This is a genomic window from Afifella aestuarii (assembly GCF_004023665.1).
GTDB classification, from domain to species: domain Bacteria; phylum Pseudomonadota; class Alphaproteobacteria; order Rhizobiales; family Afifellaceae; genus Afifella; species Afifella aestuarii.
Window position 1 is genome coordinate 645,037 of the sequence record NZ_SAUF01000005.1, and the last position, 16,593, is coordinate 661,629.

The 16,593-nt window shown below is 62.1% G+C and carries 14 protein-coding genes and 1 tRNA gene; 3 read left to right on the top strand and 12 right to left on the bottom strand.

Going from position 1 to position 16,593, the window contains the following annotated elements:
- Positions 1-120: 120 nt before the first annotated feature.
- From EO094_RS17135 to EO094_RS18915, 9 genes are all read right to left on the bottom strand, one after another.
- Positions 121-1,470, bottom strand: coding sequence for a TrkH family potassium uptake protein (locus EO094_RS17135; RefSeq protein ID WP_128294081.1), 1,350 nt, complete (start codon positions 1,468-1,470; stop codon positions 121-123).
- Positions 1,470-2,144 carry a potassium channel family protein gene (locus EO094_RS17140; protein ID WP_128294082.1) on the bottom strand — a complete coding sequence of 225 codons (675 nt, stop codon included), beginning with the start codon at positions 2,142-2,144 and terminating at the stop codon, positions 1,470-1,472. The genes EO094_RS17135 and EO094_RS17140 overlap by 1 nt, the downstream gene beginning before the upstream one ends.
- Before the next feature lie 112 nt (positions 2,145-2,256).
- Positions 2,257-3,093, bottom strand: a complete 837-nt coding sequence (locus EO094_RS17145) for an MBL fold metallo-hydrolase (protein WP_128294083.1) — start codon at positions 3,091-3,093, stop codon at positions 2,257-2,259.
- A gap of 2 nt (positions 3,094-3,095) precedes the next feature.
- Positions 3,096-3,875, bottom strand: a complete 780-nt coding sequence (locus tag EO094_RS17150) for a TatD family hydrolase (RefSeq protein ID WP_128294084.1) — start codon at positions 3,873-3,875, stop codon at positions 3,096-3,098.
- The gene (gene metG / locus EO094_RS17155) at positions 3,875-5,437 is read right to left on the bottom strand and encodes a methionine--tRNA ligase (protein ID WP_128294085.1); all 1,563 of its coding nucleotides are present in this window, start codon (positions 5,435-5,437) and stop codon (positions 3,875-3,877) included. The genes EO094_RS17150 and metG overlap by 1 nt, the downstream gene beginning before the upstream one ends.
- Before the next feature lie 15 nt (positions 5,438-5,452).
- Positions 5,453-6,544 (bottom strand): DNA polymerase III subunit delta', encoded by a 1,092-nt coding sequence (locus tag EO094_RS17160; RefSeq protein WP_164879710.1) that lies wholly within the window; start codon positions 6,542-6,544, stop codon positions 5,453-5,455.
- A gap of 1 nt (position 6,545) precedes the next feature.
- A complete protein-coding gene (gene tmk, locus EO094_RS17165) occupies positions 6,546-7,196 on the bottom strand; it encodes a dTMP kinase (protein WP_128294087.1) in 651 nt (216 codons plus the stop codon).
- Entirely contained in the window at positions 7,187-8,362 is a 1,176-nt protein-coding gene (locus EO094_RS17170) for a D-alanyl-D-alanine carboxypeptidase family protein (protein WP_128294088.1), read from the bottom strand. The genes tmk and EO094_RS17170 overlap by 10 nt, the downstream gene beginning before the upstream one ends.
- Positions 8,363-8,418: 56 nt before the next feature.
- Positions 8,419-9,423: a septal ring lytic transglycosylase RlpA family protein gene (locus EO094_RS18915; protein ID WP_128294089.1), complete on the bottom strand. Its 1,005-nt coding sequence runs from the start codon at positions 9,421-9,423 to the stop codon at positions 8,419-8,421.
- A gap of 381 nt (positions 9,424-9,804) precedes the next feature.
- Here EO094_RS18915 and EO094_RS17180 point away from each other — a divergent pair.
- A tRNA-Ser gene (locus EO094_RS17180) sits at positions 9,805-9,894 on the top strand.
- 117 nt (positions 9,895-10,011) lie between these two features.
- Here the strand turns inward: EO094_RS17180 and EO094_RS17185 are convergent.
- Both EO094_RS17185 and EO094_RS17190 read right to left on the bottom strand, forming a co-directional pair.
- Positions 10,012-10,572, bottom strand: a complete 561-nt coding sequence (locus tag EO094_RS17185) for a DUF2269 family protein (protein WP_128294090.1) — start codon at positions 10,570-10,572, stop codon at positions 10,012-10,014.
- A gap of 148 nt (positions 10,573-10,720) precedes the next feature.
- Positions 10,721-12,037: an alanine/glycine:cation symporter family protein gene (locus tag EO094_RS17190; protein WP_246008585.1), complete on the bottom strand. Its 1,317-nt coding sequence runs from the start codon at positions 12,035-12,037 to the stop codon at positions 10,721-10,723.
- Between the two features lie 379 nt (positions 12,038-12,416).
- On the opposite strand from EO094_RS17190, the gene EO094_RS17195 reads away from it, so the two are divergent.
- Positions 12,417-13,637 carry a sensor histidine kinase gene (locus tag EO094_RS17195; RefSeq protein ID WP_128294092.1) on the top strand — a complete coding sequence of 407 codons (1,221 nt, stop codon included), beginning with the start codon at positions 12,417-12,419 and terminating at the stop codon, positions 13,635-13,637.
- Here the strand turns inward: EO094_RS17195 and EO094_RS17200 are convergent.
- Complete coding sequence (locus EO094_RS17200; RefSeq protein ID WP_128294093.1) at positions 13,612-14,583, bottom strand: NAD-dependent epimerase/dehydratase family protein; 972 nt, start codon at positions 14,581-14,583, stop codon at positions 13,612-13,614. The two genes, EO094_RS17195 and EO094_RS17200, sit on opposite strands and share 26 nt — an antisense overlap.
- A gap of 277 nt (positions 14,584-14,860) precedes the next feature.
- Between EO094_RS17200 and EO094_RS17205 the strand changes: the two genes are divergently transcribed.
- Positions 14,861-16,552 (top strand): HAD-IIB family hydrolase, encoded by a 1,692-nt coding sequence (locus EO094_RS17205; protein ID WP_128294094.1) that lies wholly within the window; start codon positions 14,861-14,863, stop codon positions 16,550-16,552.
- Positions 16,553-16,593 lie beyond the last annotated feature (41 nt).

Below are 16,593 nucleotides of genomic sequence, written 5' to 3' on the forward strand. Positions count from 1 at the left end.
ATGTGATGGACTGAACATCCGCAAATCCGCCCCTGGCGCCAACCCGGCATTGACGGCCGATGCGTCATCAGCCTGCAAGCGCTTCCAGAACAGCCGAAGAAACAATCCGAGCGTTCTCCCTCAGCCAAGATAGATCCGGCTCGACGGATAACGGATGCGTGGCGGCACCTTCGTCGCGAGAAAGAAGCCCAGGGTGAGCGGCCCGACCCGTCCGATAAACATGACGAGGATGATGACGAACCGCCCAAGTGTGTCGAGCTCGGCCGTGGCGCCCCGCGACAAGCCGACCGTCCCGAAGGCAGACGTCACCTCGAATGCGAGATCGAGGAAGTCGCCGTCGTGCGACAGCGAGATCGTGAAGATCGCGCCCATCACCACCATGACGCTCACGATGCTGAGCGCCAGCACCTTCATGACCTCCTCGCGCCCGAGACTGCGTCCGAAGGCATGCAGATTCGGCCGCTGCCGGAAGAATGCGATCGTGGCGAGCAGCAGCACGACGAAGGTCGTGACTTTGATTCCACCCGCCGTCGACGTGCTGCCGCCGCCGATGAACATCAAGGACATGAACATCAGCGCCGTCGCGTCGTGGATACCCGACATGTCGATCGTGTTGAAGCCGGCGGTGCGCGTCGTCAGCCCCTGAAACCAACTCGCTGTCAGCTTCTCGATGATCGAATGATACTGGCCGAGCGTCGCAGGATTGTTCCATTCGAGCGCGGCAAAGCCCACAACCGACCAGACGATCAGCGCGAGTGTGACGACAAGCATCAGTTTCGTATGCAGCGTGAAGCGCCGCCACTGGCGCTTCTGCATGATGTCGGAGGTGACGATGAAACCGATGCCCCCGATGACGAAGAGCGCCGGTATGACGAGGTTGATGATCGGATCGAAGACGTAGCCGCTCAGGTTGTCGGCAAAGAGGGAGAACCCAGCATTGTTGAAGGCGGAGATCGAATGGAAGATCGCCTGCCACAAGCCCTCCCACGCCCCGAAATCGGGCACGAAGACGAATGCCAGAAGGACGATGCCGACGACCTCGCAGACGACCACCACGCGCAGGATTTGGCGCACCAGGCGCAAAAGATCCGCAAAAGACGTCTGGTTGAGCTCTTCGCGCAGGAAGACGCGCTGCGAGACACCGACGGGCAGCCCGAGCATGGTCAGGACGAGGACGGCGAAGGTCATGAGACCAAGTCCGCCGAGCTGGATCAGGACGAGAACGACGAGCTGACCGAAAAAGGTAAAATGGCTGCCTGTGTCGACCACGGAAAGACCTGTCACGGTGACAGCCGAGGTCGCGGTGAAGAGTGCCTCAGACCAGGTTGCAGGCACACCCCTCGCCGCCCATGGAAGCTTCAGAGCGAGCGCGCCGACGATAACGAGCCCCGCATAGAGAAAGGAAAGGACCGCTGGCGGCGGAAGATCGATCGTGCGACGCCAGAAGCGTGGCGAAAGCGGAAAGGCCATCACGCTGATCGAAGGCTGTCGCCGAGTGACCTGAGGTTTTCTCGCCGTCCGAGAAGAAGCAGCTTGTCATCGGTCTCAAGGAGCGTGTCGGCGCCGTGGCAGGAAATGTAATCGCTCTCGCGCATCAAACCGAGGCACCGAACCTCGAACTTCTCACCAAGCTTCAGCTCGCCGATGGACGTCTGATCGAGCTCCTCCGGCACGCGCAGATCGATGATGTGGAAGCCGTTCCCGAGGCTCACATAATCACGCACCAGCGGATTGTAGAGCATCTGGGCGATATGCTGACCGACCTCGCGTTCGGCCTGAATGACCCGGTCGACGCCAAGTTTCGCCAGGATGCGATGATGCGTCCGGCTCGTTGCCTTGACCCAGACGGTTGGCACGCCAAGCAATTTCACATTCATCGTGCACAGGACGTTCGCCTCGAGGTCCTCTCCGATCGCCACGACGGCGACGTCACAGGCTCCCACGCCGGCCTCGCGCAGAGCATCCTCGTCGCTGCCGTCGGCGATGATCGCTTCGGCAATATCGTCTGCAAGACGCGCGACGTTGCGCTCATCGATATCGATACCGAGAACGTGGTTGCCGAAGCGGGCGAGTTCTGATGCGACGGTGCTGCCGAATGTGCCGAGGCCGATGACGGCAAAACTCCTGTCTTTACGCCTGCTCATAACAGCCTTCTATGTGTGTTGTTTGCCGGAACTTACCCCAGCGGCGAGTTCAATCCAGCCTTTGCCGGGCGCCGCCGAGGTCCGCTCGCCCGCACGAAACACGGCGTGAGTTTCAGCTCGAAGGGCGCGACGAGAGTTCGACCCAGGGCAATTCTACGACCAATCCGTCAAAGGCAGGCTCGACGCCTTCGGGCAGCCTTTCGCGCAAGGCGTTGTAGTCGAGGTCGACATGCATGTGTGTCAGCAGCGCGCGTCGTGGTCGCAGCGTCTCAATGCAATGGAGCGCCTCTTCGACGGAGAAATGCGACGGATGCGGCTTGTAGCGCAACGCATCCACGATCCACAGCTCGGTGCCATCGATGGCGGCCATAGCTTCGGGCGTCAGCCGATTCACATCAGGTGAGTACGCGAAGTTCCCGATGCGATAGCCGAGCGAGGGAATTGAACCGTGCTGCTGACGGAAAGGCAGCGCATGGATCGGTCCGCCCGCACCGTCGATCGTGACAGGCGTTCCGGGCTCGATCAGATGCGGATTGACGATCGGCGGATAGTCGCTCCCCTCGGGTGTCTTCAGGCAATAGCCGAAGCCTTCCTCCAGACGGTCCATAGTCGGCCGATCGGCGTAGATGTCGACGCGCGCCTTCATCATCATCACGAAGCCGCGGAGATCATCGATCCCGTGGATGTGGTCGGCGTGAGGATGCGTGTAGAGCACGCCGTCGATCCGCTTGAGATCAGCCGAGAGCGCCTGTTCGCGGAGATCCGGCGACGTGTCGATCAAGACCTGCGTTTTCTTGCCCGACGCGGTGATGCGCTCCACGAGAACCGAACAACGACGCCTGCGATTCTTCGGCTCGCTCGGATCGCACGCGCCCCAATCGCCGCCAATGCGCGGAACGCCGGGCGACGAGCCACAGCCCAGAATGGTGATACGCAGAACGTCCGGCACTGTCAGGGCCGCGGCACTTTGCCGAAAAGACGAAAGAAGTTGTCGCTCGTGAGCCCACCGATTTCCTCGACCGACACCCCACGACATTCCGCCAGTACCGAGGCTGTGTGGGCGACGAAGGACGGCTCGTTGCGTTTGCCGCGATAAGGCATCGGCGCGAGATACGGAGAATCGGTTTCGACAAGCAGACGGTCGGCAGGCAAATCGCGCGCGATTTCGCGAAGTTCCGTCGACTTCTTGAAAGTCAGAATACCCGAGAAAGAGACATAAAGGCCGAGCTCGATGCCCGTTTCCGCCAAAGCCCGCCCCGATGAAAAGCAATGGAGGAGGGCCGGGAAAGCCCCCTTCCCCATCTCGTCCTTCAAAATCGCCGCCATATCGTCGTCGGCATCCCGCGAATGGATGATGAGCGGCAGACCGGTTTCACGCGCAGCACCGATGTGTCGGCGAAGGCCCGCGGCCTGGCCCTCGCGCGAGGCGTTGTCGTAGAAATAGTCGAGCCCGGCTTCGCCGATGCCGACGACTTTGGGATGCTCCGCCAGGGCGACGAGATCCTCGGTCGTCACGTCCGGCTCTTCGTCGGCGTTGTGCGGATGCGTGCCGACCGAGCAATAGATGTCGTCGTAGGTTTCGGCGATCCCGCGGATCTTGTCGAACTCAGAGACCCGCGTCGAGATCGTCACCATACGGACGATGCCGGCCGCCCGCGCCCGTTCCACGACAGCGTCGCGTTCCGGTTCAAAATCGGGAAAATCCAAATGGCAGTGGCTGTCGACAAGCATCAGGCAGCCCCCGCCGGAGCCTCGCTCTCGACATAGCGCGGGAAGACCCCCGAGGGCGGAGGCAGCGCCGTTCCCGGAACGAGACGCCCCGATTTGCCGAGGAATTCGAATGTGCGGTTTTCTTCCGCCACGCCCAGAAGGTCGAGCAGCTTGCCGGCCGAACCCGGCATGACCGGCTGGATCAGGATTCCGACCTGACGGACCACTTCCGCGGTCACGTAGAGAACGGTTGCCATGCGTGCGGGATCGCTCTTGCGCAGCGCCCACGGCTCCTGGCCGGCAAAATAACGGTTTGCATCGCCGACCACCTGCCAGATGGCGGTGAGAGCCTGATGGATCGCCTGCTCGTTCATGGCCTCGCGACAGCGCTCCAGGAGCGCGTCGGCGGCCTGCAGCATCTCGTTGTCGGCGTCCGAAAAAGTGCCGGGCTCAGGCACGCTGGCGCCGCAATGCTTGCCGACCATCGAAAGCGAGCGCTGGGCGAGATTGCCAAGATCGTTGGCGAGATCGGCGTTGATGCGACCCGCGATCGCGTCATGGCTGTAGGAGCCGTCCTGACCGAAGGAGACTTCGCGCAGGAAGAAATAGCGGACGGCATCGAGGCCGTAATGCTCGACGATGGCGAAGGGATCGACGACGTTGCCGACCGACTTCGACATCTTCTCTCCCTTGTTGAACAGGAAGCCATGCGCAAAGACGCGCTTGGGAAGCGGCACGCCGGCCGACATCAGAAAGGCCGGCCAGTAGACGGCGTGAAAACGCACGATATCCTTGCCGATCAGATGGATATTGGCCGGCCAGTAGCGCCAGCGCGGAGCCTCTTCGTCCGGGAAACCGGCGGCGGTGATGTAATTCGTCAAGGCGTCCACCCAGACATACATCACATGGCGCGGATCGCCCGGCACCTTCACGCCCCAATCGAAGGTCGTGCGGGAAATGGAAAGATCCTTCAAGCCCGACTTCACGAAGCTGATGACTTCGTTGCGCCGCTCCTGCGGACCGATGAAATCCGGATGCGCTTCGTAATGAGCGAGAAGCTTCTCCTGATAGGCGGAGAGACGGAAGAAGTAGCTTTCCTCCTCCACCCACTCGACGGGTGAGCCGAGCGGCTCGCGCCGAACCCCGTCCTCACCGACGGTGGTTTCCTTTTCGTCGAAGAAGGCTTCCTGCCGGACGGAGTACCAGCCCGAATATTTGTCGAGATAAATGTCTCCCGCCGCCTTCATCCGCTCCCAGATCGCCTCGCAGGAGCGGTGATGCCGCTCCTCGGTGGTGCGGATGAAATCGTCGTGCGACGTGTTGAGAACTTCCATCATGTCGCGGAAGCGCTGCGAATTGCGGTCGGCGAGCTCGGCGGGGGTAATCCCCTCCTTCGCTGCCGTCTGCTGCATCTTCAGCCCGTGCTCGTCGGTGCCGGTCAGGAAGAAGACATCCTTGCCGTCGAGGCGCTGAAAGCGCGCCAGCGTGTCGGTCGCGAGCGCCGTATAGGCGTGGCCGATATGCGGCACACCGTTCGGGTAGAAGATAGGCGTGGTGATGTAAAAGGTCGGCTTACCGGTCATGGGTGGTGCCCGCGGTCACATGAAAATAGGGCGGTGGGGATGGCGCACGGCGTCCGCGACCGCCTCGAAGACGTTGAGCACGTACTGCCTGCGGTCGAGATTGAAGGTTTCCACCTCCGCCGAGCGTCGGTGGATCTTTTCCCATAGCTCCGCCCACCTGGCAAGCGGGAGTTCAGGCGGCGAAACGCCCTTTTCGGGCTCCGGCAATGCGCGGATGCGTCGGTCGAGATAGCCACCGACGAGATCGAAGAATTCCGCCCATGCTGCGCCGCGGGCCGCAGCTGCCTGATTGGCGACGGCGGTCAGAACCGCATGATCGTCACTCGCGAACGCACGGTTGATGGCCCGGTAGAGGCTCAATCCATCGCCGCGTGCCAGTTCGATCGCCCGCCGCGCACTTCCCGACGAGAGCGACAAGATTGTTTGAAGATCCTTCTCCGGCGGCTGTGGCACTTCGAGCGCTTCAAACACATGAGCGATCGCCTCGGGGCTCAGAAGACCGAAATGGAAGCTGCGGCAGCGGGAGCGAATCGTCGGCAAAAGCTGGCCTGGCCGCGCCGTCACCAGCACGAAGATCGTTCGCGCAGGCGGTTCTTCGAGCGCCTTGAGGAGAGCATTCGCGGCGCTTCGGTTCATTTCCTCGGCACCGTCCACGATGACGATGCGCCACAGGCCTTCACCCGCCGTGGTGCCGACGAAAGGTACGATCCGCCTTATCGTTTCGACCGAAATGACGGTGCGAAAGGTCTTGCGCTTCTCATCCCAGGGGCGCTGCAGATGGAGGACGTTGGGATGCGCCCCCTCCCCGACCCGCCTCTGGATCGGATGGTCTGGAGCAATCCCGAGCGAGGCGGCCTTCTGGACGCTGTTCGCGGAAGGATCGGGCTCAGCCAAGAGAAACTTCGCAAGTCGGAACGCGAGCGTTGCCTTGCCAACGCCGACCGGTCCGGACAGAAGCAGCCCGTGCGGCAGGCGGTTGCCCCGATAGGCCGTCAGAATCTGTTCCTCTGCGTGCTCCTGTCCGAAGAGATGCGGATTCTCCTGCGGCAGCGGCACGCCTTCGAGCGCGCTGAGGCTCGGCACCTCCTCGGCTGGCTTGCGCGCCATGTCAGCTGGCTCCGGCGGGACGGGGCAGACGCGCGGCGACCGTCGCCTCAATCTGAGCTGCGATCGCATCCATGCTCAGCCCGGCGTCGATGACGACACAACGTTGAGGTTCGGCCTTGGCGATATCGAGAAATGCCCGCCGTCGCGCTTCGTGAAGTTCGAGTTCATCACCCTCAAACCGGTCGGCCGCACTGCGACCGGCGGCACGCGCCAGGCCCACCGACGGATCAATATCGAGAATGAGCGTCAGATCGGGATGGGTGCCGCAGAGCGCCGCCTCTTCCAGCCGCAGGATCGTGTCCTGCGCGACACCAGCAACGCCCTGATAGGCGCGGGTGGAATCGGCGAACCGGTCGCAGATGACGACTTGGCCGTGCTCGAGCGACGGACGAATGAGATGCAAGACATGTTCACGCCGCGCGACGGCGAAAAACAGCGCCTCCGCTTCGCTGCCGAAAGGCCGGATAAGGCCGGAAAGCAGCATCTCGCGAATTGCCTCGCCATGCGCTGTCCCTCCCGGTTCCCGGGTCAGAACGACATCCCAGCCCTTGCGACGCAGGAAGGCGTTGAGATGACGTGCCTGGGTGGACTTGCCTGAGCCTTCACCGCCTTCCAGCGTGATGAAGAAGCCTTGCTGCGGATCTACAGCCATCCGAGAAGAAGCTCGCCAAGAGCATCGAAGGCACGCTGATGCAGCGTACCGCGGCCGACCGCCTCCGCCGTATAAAGCGGGGTCTCCTGGATCAGGCGATCACCCTGCCAGACCTTCAGGCTGCCGACGCGCATATCCGCCTGAACAGGCGCTTCGAGCGGACCTTGATAGACGACGCGCGCCTTCAACGGTTCATCCGAAGCACGTGCGACCAGGATCCGCACAGGGCCTTTGGCCTTGAGCTCGACATGGCCTTTTACGCCACCGAAGACGCTCGCCTCGGCAACCGTCTCGCCGGTCTGAAACGCGGTCACCTGGCGGAATGAGCGGAAGCCCCATTCCAGCAGCTTGCGCGCCTCGCTCGCGCGCTCACGCGAGGTCTTCAGCCCGTTGACGACGACGATGAGACGCTGGGTATTGGCGACAGCCGACCCGACGAGGCCGTAGCCCGATTCCTGTGTGTGGCCGGTCTTGAGCCCATCGGCCCCAATCCCTTCGCGCAGAAGCGGGTTGCGGTTGCGCTGGGTGATGTTGTTCCAGGTGAATTCCGGCTCGGCGAAAATTTTGTAGAGCTCGGGATATTCCGAGATGATCTGGCGGGCGAGAATCGCGAGATCGCGTGCCGTCACCCGCATGTCGGGGTCGGGCAGTCCGGTCGCATCACGGAACGTCGAGTTCTTCATGCCGATCTCGAGCGCCCGCTTGTTCAGAAGGTCCGAGAAAGCGATCTCCGAGCCGGCGATGCCTTCCGCGACCGCCATGGCCGCGTCGTTGCCCGACTGGATGATGATGCCACGCAGAAGATCTTCCAGCCGCACCCTCGAACCGAGCTTGGCGAACATCGTCGACCCGCCAGAGGATGCACCGCCTTTGCGCCAGGCATGCTCGGAGATGACGAATTCGTCGTCGAGAGAAAGACGGCCTTCCTTGATCTCGTGGAAGATGTACTCGACCGTCATCAGCTTCGCCATGGAAGCCGGTGCCATCGGCTCATCCGCGTTCTTGTCGAGAAGAACCGTGCCGCTGTCGTAATCCATCAAGATGGCGAACGGCGCCTGGGTATCGAAGGTCTGCGCCGAGCCAAGCTGCGGCGTCAGCGCCAACAGACTGCCCAGGAATAAGGCGAGCAGACGGATGCGGCGAACCTGAAAGGTGATGCTCTTCATACTCGCTTACGTCGTTTTAGCCCCTCCACGCCATAAAGCGCGCTTAAAGCGGGGAATCAACGGGTCGCAAGCCCGGAAGCGTCAGCTGTCCTGGTAAAACGCGTGGTCTCGGCGCCTGAGAGAACCTCGTCGAAAGCCGAAAAGGCCTCATCCACGCGCTGATCAGCCGCCTCGGTCGGCCAGAACGAATTGCGCATTTCAGCCTCGGCCGGACGCGCCTGCGGCAGCTCGAAACTCGCCTCCTGAGGCAAGGACGTATCGGCTTCCGCCATCTTGGTGGCTGCGGTGAGAGCCGAATAGGGATCGAATGGCGTGCCGGCGGCGACGTCTTTCATATCCACGGCAACGCCCACATCCGCGGTCTCGTCTTCGGCCGGGCTCGTTGTCGGCGCTTCGGCCGCATAGGCCACCATGATATTCGCGGCCGCGTCGGCCGGATCAGGCCCGGACGGAACGTCCGGCCCCACGTAAGAGGCCAGCAGGAACTTCGAATCGTCCTCTTTCAGAGGCGCCGCATCGACATATTCCACTTTCACATTCGCGGTGCCGATATGTTTGAAGCCGAGCATTTCAGCTGCGTGCTTCGAGACGTCGATCACGCGGTCGGACGAGAATGGTCCGCGATCATTGACCCGCACGAGCAGCGAACGATCGTTGTCGAGATTGGTGACGCGGACATAGCTCGGCAGCGGCAAGGTCGGATGCGCCGCGGAGAGCGCGTTCATATCGAAGACTTCACCATTGGCCGTCATCCGGCCGTTGAAGGCGTCACCGTACCAGGATGCCTTGCCGACACGCTCATACTCTTCGTCGTGCTTGGGCTTATAGAGACGGCCAGCGACTTCGTAGACTTTTCCGAGATGACGTCGGGCATTGGCCCGCAGCGAATTGTCGGTTGATTCGCCATCGGTCTCGCTGCCTTGAACCTGCGCCGTCTTGGTGGCGCTGTCGGCGAGACCTGCCCCATCCTGAGTGGAGGACACACATCCTGCAAGGACGGCGCAGGATGCTGCGAAGGCAAAATGGATGACGAAATGCGGCCGGCGGGTTTTTGCCTGCACCCTGTTCTTCCCCGATATTCCGAAGCCCGGCGCAACTCACCGGCACGTTCGAACGCCTCGTTCCTCCGCCTGCGGCCTTATACGCGACCGTCTCGGCGAAGCACTTAACCCCTTACCTCGGGGACCTCCTGGCGAGCAATTGTGACGAAGCTGGGGCAGATCTTCGACACCGAATCTGAGGCGTGCGACACCTTGGCGGATGTTCTTGCGAAAACTCCCCAAAATCTGCTGATCCGGGACGTATCACCGCAATTGTGCATTTCGGGCGATTTCCAGCGATTGCGGCTTCGGCGCCACACGCTTTCGCCATCTTTGCCGCAGCCTATGACCGCCCTTCTGGGGCTGGCATTTTTCGTAAGGTTCTGCCATGTCTCGCATCATGGATGGGTGGCCGAGCGGTTGAAGGCACCGGTCTTGAAAACCGGCGTGCGCGAGAGCGTACCGTGGGTTCGAATCCCACCCCATCCGCCATCAACTCGAAAATGTCCGGCAACAAGGCGTGCGCCCGCTCCCCTCGCGGCTGGCGCGTACGAGGTTAGTCCCCGCACCCGGTTTTCGCCATCAAACGCAGGGCGGTCCTCAGCAAGACTATGCCGCCGGCAGGCTATGCTCGCTCTCGGCCACAGCATCTTTGCCAACAGGTCTCGTCACCTGCGGCCTCTCTCCCGGCCTGGCCCATTTCGGGCGGAGATGTTTTGGACGCCAGATACCGAGAATGACGTTCGCGACCGACAACGCCATGATCACGATGAGTGCGCCCCATTCATGCCCGATCGCCTGCTGCAGGACATCGGCCGCAGGTTCACCGTTCGCCACCCGGCGTGAGACCGCAGCCACATAATCCGCCTTGCCCCCCACCACGGTCAGAACGCCTTTGAACATCAGGATGCCCATGGCGAGCTTGAGCAAGGCCCAGCCTTTGTCCTGGTAAGGCCGATGGACCGCCATTGAGAGAAGGCCGGACACGATGGCGACACCCATCGAGGGAATGAGGACATAATCGGCGATGGCTGCGATTGCCTGGCGCATGTCGGCGTAATTGGCCGGCGTTTCCTGGGGCGCAAAGATGAGAAGGATCATGTAGCAGGCGATCCCGCCGATCAGACCGCAAGAAGCCAGGGTGTGCAGGACTTTGAGGAATTTGCGCATGGGCGAATTCTATATGGCCCGCGTCCGGGATGGCAACCACAGGTCGTCGCCCCGACACGCGAGGACGCGAAGGTCTCCAAACGAAAAGGCCGGCCGCAGAACCTGCAGCCGGCCTTCCGCTTGGAAAACCCCAGAGCGCCGCTGGCGCTCAGCTTTGCCCGTTCTTGAAGTAGGCCCTGCTGATGGCGAAGACCGTGCCGCTGAGCGCGATCAGCGCGACGAGGTTCGGGATTGCCATCAACGCATTCATGATATCGGCCACCGTCCAGATGAGACCGAGGTCGGCGACCGCTCCGACGATGAGCGCAGCCACCCAGAGAAGACGGAACGGCAGAATGATCTTCGATCCGAAGATGAACTCTGCGGCCCTTTCGCCATAGTAGCTCCAGCCGAGAATGGTGGTGAAGGCGAAGACCACGAGCCCGAAGGTGACGATCCAGCTGCCGCCGGGCATTCCCGTGTCGAAGGCAAGCGCAGAGAGTTCGGCGCCCGTCTCGCCGCTCGTCCATGCACCCGTCGTGATGATGACGAGAGCCGTCATGGTGCAGACCACAATCGTGTCGATGAACGTGCCGAGCATCGCGATGCTGCCCTGACGCACCGGATCGCTCGTCTTCGCCGCTGCGTGCGCGATCGGCGCGCTACCAAGACCCGCCTCGTTGGAGAAGACGCCACGCGCAACGCCGAAACGGATCGCGGCGAGCACCCCTGCCCCGGCAAAACCGCCTGCGGCCGCCGTACCGCTGAACGCATCAGAGAAGATCGTTGCAAGAGCCGCCGGCACATCGGCGATGTTGAGTGCCAGAATGACGAGCGCGCCGCCGACATAAAGGACCGCCATCAGTGGCACGAGATGCTCCGCCACGCTGCCGATACGCTTCACGCCGCCGATGATGACGAGGAACGTCAGAACGGCAAGGACGAGACCTGTCGCGAGGTATGGCACGCCGATCGTGCTCTCCAGCGCGCGCGCGACGGAATTCGACTGCACCGTATTGCCGATACCAAAGGCGGCAATCGTCGCAAAAAGCGCGAAGAGCCAGCCGAGCCAGGCGAAGCGCGGCCCGAGCCCGTTGCGGATGTAGTACATCGGTCCGCCGACATAGCGGCCATTCTCGTCGCTCTCGCGATAGCGGACGGCCAGCACCGCCTCGGCATATTTGGTCGCCATGCCGACGAGGGCCGTCAGCCACATCCAGAAGACAGCGCCCGGACCGCCGAGGAAGATGGCGGTCGCAACACCTGCGATATTCCCTGTACCGATTGTGGCGGAGAGAGCCGTTGTCAGCGCCTGAAACGGCGTGATCTCGCCTTCGTCACCATGTTGAGCCTTGCGCCCGCCAAGCGCGAGCCGGAAGCCGTAACCGAGCTTTCTTTGCGGCAGAAAGCCGAGGCCAAGCGTGAGGTAAAGGCCCGTTCCCAAAAGCAGGACGAGCATGACCGGGCCCCAGACAAAAGAGCTCACACTCGCCAAAAAAGACGACAAATCTTCCATCGTTTCTGTTTATCCCGCTGACTTGCAGATGTCTCCTCAACCATCCTGCGAGGCCCGAAACGTCAGACAGCTTTCGTTCGGACAGTTGCTCTTTGAGCTCGCAAAGGATGATCTCCCAGCGTCGGTATAGGTCAGGGCTGCAGGGTGGGGGCAAGCCTTCCGGCGAAATTGTCGCAGGCAAGGTTACAGGCAGACGAGGACATGCTCTTTCTGTCGCCGCTCAGTCATGGAGTGCTCCGCTCATGGAAGAACCGGTTTGGATGAGCCCTCTTCACATTATTTGCTCCCTTATCAAATAGTCAAACGCGTTGCGGGCCCGTGGGTTGACCTCAGGGAATGAACGCCGCTTATGGTAACCTTTAGGTATTTCGTCCTGTGGGAGGCGCAGAAGATGCGGGCAGACGGCGGCCCATCGGCGCAGCAGCCGACGCTTTCGGATATCACGATCACGTCTGAACTATGGCGGCGCAGCGAGCCCGGGGCGAGTAACCTCGACGAGACCACGGCGATGCGCCGGATTGCCGATATCGTGGGAGCGGCTCCCGAAGAGGTGTTTCGAGTTTGTGCTGAGGTGGTGCGAGATCTCTGCGACGCCGGCAGCAGCGGCATCACTCTCTGCAAAGCCGACGACGAAGCACCGACATGCTCCTGGGTGGGGCTTGCCGGAAAACTCGCCGAATCCCCTCCCCCCGACCTGCCGCGTGCAGTCTCCCCGTGCAAGAGCTGCGTGGAAGATCGCCAGCCCGTTCTGTTGCGCCAGCCTCACCGGGTCTTTCCGGACCTCACAACCACAGTGCCCTTCTGTGAAACGCTGATCGTCCCCTTCGGATATGGCAGAAAGGCGCTTGAGGGCGCAATCTGGGCGATAGCTCATGACGGAGAAACGCGCTTCACCGCAGAACATGCGAAAATCCTCGAGCGCGTCGCGATCTTTACCGCCACAACGCTGCATCTTCAAAAGGGCACGCGTCAGGCAGACGCTGAGCGTCAGGAACTCGAATTGAACTACCGTGAGCTCGAGCATCGCACCAAGAACATCCTCGCGATCACGGTTGGTCTCCTGCGCCATCAGATGAGGGAAATGAACGAACCGGCAGCGCAAGAAGCCATCGAGACAGCAAGCGCACGCGTGGCCGCCCTGGGCAATCTGCATGGACTGGAGAAGGACGGCACTTCCGACAGGCTCGATACCGTCGTTGCCTCCGTCTGCCGCACTCTCGTCGATCCGGACCCGCGGTTTCAGCTGGATCTGGATCTCGATCCCACCGTCATAAGGCCGCAGCGGGCCGCAACCGCTGCCCTCGTCGTCAGCGAGTTGGTGATCAACGCACTGAAGCACGGCCTCGCCCGGCGTAAGACAGGCACGATCGCGGTTCGACTGAAAGAGGCAGGCGACAACTGCCTGCGGCTTTCCGTTTCGGACGATGGCGCGCCGCTCGACCGAGACCCGGACCAGAAGGATGGCGGTGCCGGTTTGAACTTACTGGATCAGCTTGCCAATCAGATCGGAGGAAGCATGAGCGTCGAGACGGAGCCGAAGCGCTTCACGCTGACGTTTCCGGCGCAATAGCGTCGTTATCGGTGCGATCGGTCTCACCGCTTGAACGCGCAAGGCTGGCGAGCCCCTCGACGCTAGCAACCCGGGGACGCCAACCGAGACGCTTGAGCGCACGGCAATCGACCACCAGATTCCCGGCAAGCCGCTCTAGGATCTCTGTCCGTCCGGCAAGCCGCGCCCCGGCCCCGAAAAGGAATTCAGGAACCCGCCAAAGCCTTGGCGGCCGGCCGAGACCGAAGCGCATCGCCCGGAGCATCTCGGGAAGCGTCAACGGCGTGTCGTCGGCGACGAGATAGGCGCCCGAGAGACGCATCGGATGGGAGAGGCTCCAGCGCACGGCCTCTGCCAAATTCTCGACCGCCAGCAACGAGCGTCGCGCCTTGAGGCCCGCAAACGGCAAAGGATAAGGGCTACTCGCCAGACGCAAGAGAGCGGCCATATTTCCCTTCACCCCGGGGCCATAGACCAGGACCGGGCGGAGGCTGACGCAGTCGATACCGAGCCCCGCAAGTCCTTCTTCGGCCGCAAGCTTGGAGCGGCCATAAGCATCCGTCGGTTCGGGCGGCCGGCTTTCATCGAGAACGCCTTCCGCCGATGGACCGCTCTGAGCTCGCACCGATGACAGAAACACGAACCGTTTCGCCCCTGCCCGCGCTCCGGCTTCCGCCAACCTCAAGGTCGCGTCCGTGTTGATGGTGCGATAATCCACCTCCGGCAATCCGGACGCGGCATGCGCGATACCGGCCGAGTGAACGATCGCATCGACGCCTTCGAGTGCGCGCGACAGGTTTGAGGGCTGCGCAAGGTCGCCGATCAAGGCGGAATCGGCCGTCAGCATCTGATCGATGGGACGACGCAGGAGCACGCGCACACGAAAGCCATGCGCACGAAGATCCTCGAGAAGGTGACGGCCGACAAAGCCGGAGGCTCCCGTCAAAGCTATAAGCGGAGCTTCCATCTCTGTCCCTCCTCAACGCCCTCGTGACACCCCTGTAGCGCCCTTATCTTGAGATCGCGGACAACCCAGCGGGCGAAGGGTTCGACTGAAACGGCCATAGCACGAAGGAGGCGGGCAGAAGAAAGCCCATCCCGGATCAAAGCCGCGCCGAACAGAAATGGTCCGTGGTGGACTTCTCCGAGACAATTCGCGGTATGGCGAAATCCGCTCCCGGCCTTATGATACACAATGGGCGTTGGTTCGTTGGGCCAAGCGCCGACAGGCAGGGAGACGGTGCATGCACTTCCTGGCCCTTGCGACCGACTATGACGGCACGCTTGCCCATGACGGCTTCGTCGCTCCCGAGACGTGCGAGGCGCTTCGGCGGCTGAAGGAGAGCGGCCGCCGCCTCATCCTCGTGACGGGGCGCGAGCTGGTGCCGCTCAAAGCCGCGTTTGCCGAATTCGCACTCTTCGACCTGATCGTCGCCGAAAACGGCGCCGTTCTCTACGATCCCGGCGATGGAACGGAGACGACGCTGGCAGCGCCGCCCCCGCACGCTCTCGTTGAAAGGCTGCTCGACCGCCAGGTCGGACCGCTTTCCATCGGCCGTGCGGTCCTTGCGACCTGGGAGCCACACGAACGAGAGGTTCTTGCAGCCATCCACGAGCTGGGGCTGGAGCTCCAGATCACGTTCAACAAGGGTGCGGTGATGGTTTTGCCGCCCGGCGTGAACAAGGCTTCGGGGCTCAGGGCCGCCCTCCGACATCTCGACATCTCAGCACCAAACGTGGTCGCGGTGGGCGATGCGGAAAACGATCATGCCTTTCTTGGTGCCTGCGGCTGTTCGGCCGCCGTTGCGAACGCTTTGCCTGCGCTTCGGAACGCGGCCGATATTTGCCTGAGGCGAGATCACGGCGCAGGAGTGGTTGAACTCATCGACGCAATCCTTCGCGAGGATGCACGGATCCTGCCACCCGCCCGGCGCGGCCTCAAAATTGGCAATGACGAGGATGGCAACGACATCTACCTTGAACCCGACACGCGGGTTTTGATCGGCGGCGATTCCGGTATCGGGAAGTCACGCTTTGCGAAACTCCTGACCGAAAGGATGGTCGACAGAGGCCTGGAGTTTTGCGTCATCGATCCTGAGGGGGATTATGAGGATCTGGCCCATGCCGTCCAGATCGGCAGCCTCACAGAACCGCCTGTGCCTGGAGAAGCACTGCGCCTCTTGCACGCTGCCGACCTCAACGTCGTCGTCAACGCCGTCGCTCTGTCTCTTGCCGAACGCAGGCAGCTTTTTGCCGATTTGCTGCCGTCGATCACGGAGCTGCGCCGTCGGACAGGACGTCCGCATTGGTTGATCATCGACGAGGCTCATCACATTCTGCCGGCGGGCCATGAGAATGTGCACGAGCTTCCAGGGAATACCCCGGCCGTCGTGATGATCACGGTCAGTCCGCGTTCGCTCGCGCGTCAGGCGGTGGCGACGGCGGAAACGATCCTCGCTTTCGGCAAGACCGCTCCCGAAGTGATCGAGGTCACCGCCTCCATCCAGGGCCACGACGTCTCCCCTCCCGGCGCCTGCAGCGAAAACGAAGCGCTTTGTTGGTTCGTCGGAGAGCCAACGCCACGGCGGGTAAAAATCGATCTGCCGCGACAACTCCATCACCGCCATTCCGGAAAATACGCGGTCGGCGATGTCGGCCCGGAACACAGTTTCTATTTTCGTGGACCGAAGGGCAGCGTCTTCCTGCGCGCCCACAACCTATCGAGCTTCTTGGAGCTTGCAGGCCAGGTCGACGACGAGACCTGGGAATATCATTTGCGGGCAGGCGATTATTCGGCCTGGTTTCGCCATGTCATCAAAGACGAGGCCTTGGCGAGAGAATGCGAGGCCATTTCATTCGAGCGCGCGCTCACGCCCCGCGAGAGCCGCCAGCGCATTCGTGAAGTGGTCAGACAGCGCTACGTCGCCACCATCTAGGTCGAGCGCGCAGCAAAGACTGCCGCGCTCGAAAGCGCGGC